3 protein-coding genes are annotated in these 4,145 nt (G+C 70.8%); all 3 read left to right on the top strand.

Annotation, left to right across the window (positions count from 1 at the left end; translation table 11 throughout):
* Positions 1–123 precede the first annotated feature (123 nt).
* Positions 124–2,070, top strand: a complete 1,947-nt coding sequence (locus tag ACWCSD_RS49050) for a CRTAC1 family protein (RefSeq protein WP_449926131.1) — start codon at positions 124–126, stop codon at positions 2,068–2,070.
* A 4-nt stretch (positions 2,071–2,074) separates the two neighbouring features.
* Complete coding sequence (locus tag ACWCSD_RS49045; protein WP_358295137.1) at positions 2,075–3,046, top strand: enediyne biosynthesis protein; 972 nt, start codon at positions 2,075–2,077, stop codon at positions 3,044–3,046.
* Positions 3,043–4,145, top strand: a 1,103-nt coding sequence (locus ACWCSD_RS49040) for a beta-ketoacyl synthase N-terminal-like domain-containing protein (protein WP_449926128.1), incomplete at its 3' end; no start/stop codon positions are given. The genes ACWCSD_RS49045 and ACWCSD_RS49040, both read left to right, overlap by 4 nt.

Genomic DNA, 4,145 nt, shown 5'->3' with positions numbered 1-4,145 from the left:
CCCGACCGGGTTCGCCAGAGCCTGGACATGGAAGGCCAGGCTCCGGTTCATCGGGACAACTGAGTGATCACGCAGGCGCCGGCGTATCGCCGAGACGTTCGTCTTCCATGGAGGTGTTCCCTCGTGAGCTCGGTAGCCGCGTGGTTGCGCAAGCAGGCGGCCGGAGTCGCCGCACTCGCGCTGATGATCGCCGTCTTCGCGATCGGCCACCCGACCTTCGCCTCCGACGCGACCAAGGCCGAGATGGCCAGCGCGTACGGCTTCAAGTCCCTGGCGATCGCGATGCCGGGCGGCGGCCCGGCCAAGACCGTCCGCAAGGTGAACCAGGCCTACAAGCACATCGACGCCTGGATCTCCTCGGTGGGGGCCGCGATCGCGCTCAACGACCTCGACGGCAACGGCAGGGACGACGACCTGGTGATCGTGGACCCGCGTACCGACCAGGTGGTCGTCACCCCGGCGCCGGTCGAGGGCGGCGGCGAGCGGTACCGGCCGTTCGCGCTGTCGCTCGGCTCGCTGCCGGTCACCGACGCGATGGCGCCCATGGGCGCGGTGCCCGCCGACTACAACGACGACGGCCGCACGGACCTGCTGGTCTACTGGTGGGGCCGCACGCCCACGCTGCACCTGCAGCGGCCGACCGCGGCCCGGTTCGAGGCCGCCGCCTTCGACGCGGCCGAGCTGGTGCCCAACGCGGGCGGCGCGAAGTACACCGGCGAGGTGTGGAACAGCAACGTCGCGACCGTCGCCGACTTCGACGGTGACGGCAGGCAGGACATCTTCGTCGGCAACTACTTCCCCGACGGCAGCCCGGTCCTCGACAGCCGCGTGAACGGCGGCGTGCAGATGAACCACTCGCTGTCCAGGGCACTCAACGGCGGCCGGGACTACTTCTTCCGCGGCACCGGCAACGGCGGCTTCACCCGCCTGGACGGCGTGCTGCCGCCGGACGTCTCCACCGGCTGGGAGCTCGGCGCGACCAGCGCCGACCTGGACGGCGACGGCCTGCCCGAGCTGCTGCTGAACAACGACTTCGGGCCCGACCACCTGCTCTACAACACCTCCTCCCCCGGCACGATCAAGTTCTCCCCCACCGTCGGGACGCACGAGATCGGCGTGCCGAAGTCGAAGGTGCTCGGCGAGGACTCCTTCAAGGGCATGGGCTCGGACGCCGGCGACCTCAACCACGACGGCGTCCTGGACTTCTTCGTCAGCAACATCACCACCCCGTACGGCATCCAGGAGAGCAACTTCACGTTCCTGTCCACCGTCAAGACCCAGGCCGAGCTGCGCGAGAAGCTGCGGCAGGGCCAGGCGCCGTGGAAGGACCTCAGCGCCGAGCTGCGCACCGCCTGGTCCGGCTGGGGCTGGGACCCGAAGATCGAGGACTTCGACAACGACGGCGAGAACGAGATCGTCCAGGCGACCGGGTTCGTCAAGGGCGACGTCAACCGCTGGCCGCCGCTGCAGGAGCTGGCCGCCGCCAACGACGGCGTGACCAGCAACCCCAAGTCGTGGCCGAACGTCACCGAGGGCGGCGACATCGCCGGCGCGCAGACGCTGGCCTTCTTCGCCAAGGGCCCCGACGGCCGCTACGCCAACCTGTCGGAGCAGCTCGGCCTGGCCGTGCCCGTGCCCACGCGCGGCATCGCGACCGGGGACGTCAACGGCGACGGCCTGATCGACTTCGCGGTGGCCCGCCAGTGGGAGGCCCCCGCCTTCTACCTCAACACCAGCCGGTCGGCCGGCTCGTTCCTCGGGCTGCGCCTGCTGCACGACACCCCCTCCGCGGCCGGCCCGCTGCCCGCCGCCGGATCGCCGGTGATCGGCGCGACGGTGACCGCCACCACGCCCGACGGCCGCTCCTTCATGGGCCGCGTGGACGGCGGCAGCGGCCACTCCGGCAAGCGCGCGCACGCGGTGCACATCGGCCTCGGCGCGAACGTCACCGGCCCCGTGCGGGTCAAGCTGAGCTGGCGCGACCGCGCCGGACAGCGGCACCAGCAGGAGCTCACGCTCACCCCCGGCTGGCACACCCTCCAGCTCGGCTCGCAAGCGAAGGAGAAGTGACGGCATGGCCGACAAGACGATCACCCCGCCACGTCACGATCCCAAAGTGATCACGGCGCTGCGCCGGTTCGCGATCTCGATCACCATCTTCAACATCCTCGGCTACACCGTGCTGGGCTTCGAGCAGCCGTGGTCGTGGCCGTTCGTGGCGCTGGCCACCGGCTACACCGTGGAGATCATCCTTGAGGTGATCGGCGCCCGCCAGGAGGGCCGCGCGCCGCGCTTCCTCGGCAACGGGCCGCGCGGGCTGATGGAGTTCCTCTATCCCGCGCACATCACCTCCATCGCGCTCAACATGCTGATCTACGTCAACGACCAGGTGCTGGTCATGATGTTCGGCGTGACCGTCGCGGTGGGCGCCAAGTGGGTGCTCAAGGCGCCGGTGCGCGGGCGGATGCGGCACTTCATGAACCCGTCCAACTTCGGCATCGCGATCATCCTGCTGCTGCTGCCGTGGGCCAGCATCGCGCCGCCGTACCACTTCACGGAGAACGTCGACAACCCGATCGACTGGATCATCCCGGGGATCATCATCATCGGCGGGACCATGATCAACGGGAAGCTGACCGGCCGCATGTGGCTGATCGGCGGATGGGTGGGCGTCTTCGCCCTCCAGGCCGTGGTGCGCGGGCTGATCATCGACGACATCTCCATCCTCGGCGGGCTGTCGATGATGACCGGGGTGGCGTTCATCCTGTTCACGAACTACATGATCACCGACCCGGGCACGAGCCCGTCCAGACCGCTGTCCCAGGTCGCCTTCGGCGGCGGCGTGGCCGTGGTGTACGGCCTGCTCATGGGGATGAACATCCCGTACGGGATCTTCTTCGCCACGGCGGCGGTCTGCCTGATCCGCGGCGGCTTCCTGTGGGCGCTGCACATCGTGAACAAGGCGCGCGAGCTCGACGCCGCCAGGGTCAGCGCAGCCGCCGCCCAGGCGCTGCAGCACGCGCGGGAAGAGGTCGCGAAGGCATGACGAGGATCGCGATCGTCGGCATGGCCTGCCGGTACCCGGACGCCGCCTCTCCCCGGGAGCTGTGGGAGAACGCGGTGGCCGGCCGCCGGGCCTTCCGCCGGCTCCCGGACGAGCGCATGCGGCTGGAGGACTACTGGGACCCCGATCCCGCAGCGCCGGACCGCTTCTACGCCAAGACCGCCGCGGTCATCGAGGGCTACGCCTTCGACCGGGTGGCACACAAGATCGCCGGCAGCACGTACCGGTCGACCGACCTGGCCCACTGGCTGGCCCTGGACATGGCCGGCCGGGCCCTGGCCGACGCCGGGTTCGCCGGCGGCGAGGGGCTGCCGCGCGAGCGCACCGGGGTCGTCGTGGGCAACACGCTCACCGGCGAGTTCACCCGCGCGAACGTGCTGCGGCTGCGCTGGCCGTACGTGCGGCGCACCCTGGCCGCGGCCCTGAAGGACCAGGGCTGGGACGACGAGCGCCTGGCCGCGTTCCTGGCCGACTACGAGGTGGCCTACAAGAGCCCCTTCCCGCCGGTGGACGAGGACACGCTGGCCGGCGGGCTGTCCAACACGATCGCCGGGCGCATCTGCAACCACTTCGACCTCAACGGCGGCGGCTACACCGTGGACGGCGCCTGCTCCTCGTCCCTGCTGTCGGTGGTGACGGCCGGCAAGGCGCTGGCCGACCACGACGTGGACGTGGCCGTCGCGGGCGGCGTGGACCTGTCCATCGACCCGTTCGAGGTGATCGGGTTCGCCAAGACCGGCGCGCTGGCCAAGAGCGACTTCCGCCTCTACGACCGGCACTCCAACGGCTTCTGGCCCGGCGAGGGCTGCGGCATCGTCGTGCTGATGCGCGAGGAGGACGCGCTGGCCGCCGGGCGGCGGATCTACGCCACGATCGCCGGCTGGGGCGTCTCCTCCGACGGCAAGGGCGGGATCACCCGTCCGGAGGTGAGCGGCTACCTGCTCGCGATGCGCCGCGCGTACGACAAGGCCGGGTTCGGCCCCGAGACCGTCGAGCTGTTCGAGGGCCACGGGACGGGCACGGCGCTCGGCGACGCGACCGAGCTCACGGCCCTGTCGCGGGCCAGGGCCACGGCCGCGCG

It is taken from the genome of Nonomuraea sp. NPDC001684 (assembly GCF_053596515.1).
This window is presented reverse-complemented; position numbering and strand designations above follow the sequence as displayed.

Coding starts and splice junctions, on each gene's coding strand:
- ACWCSD_RS49045 (WP_358295137.1), top strand. CDS start 2,075: ATGGCCGACAAGACGATCACCCCGCCACGTCACGATCCCAAAGTGATC.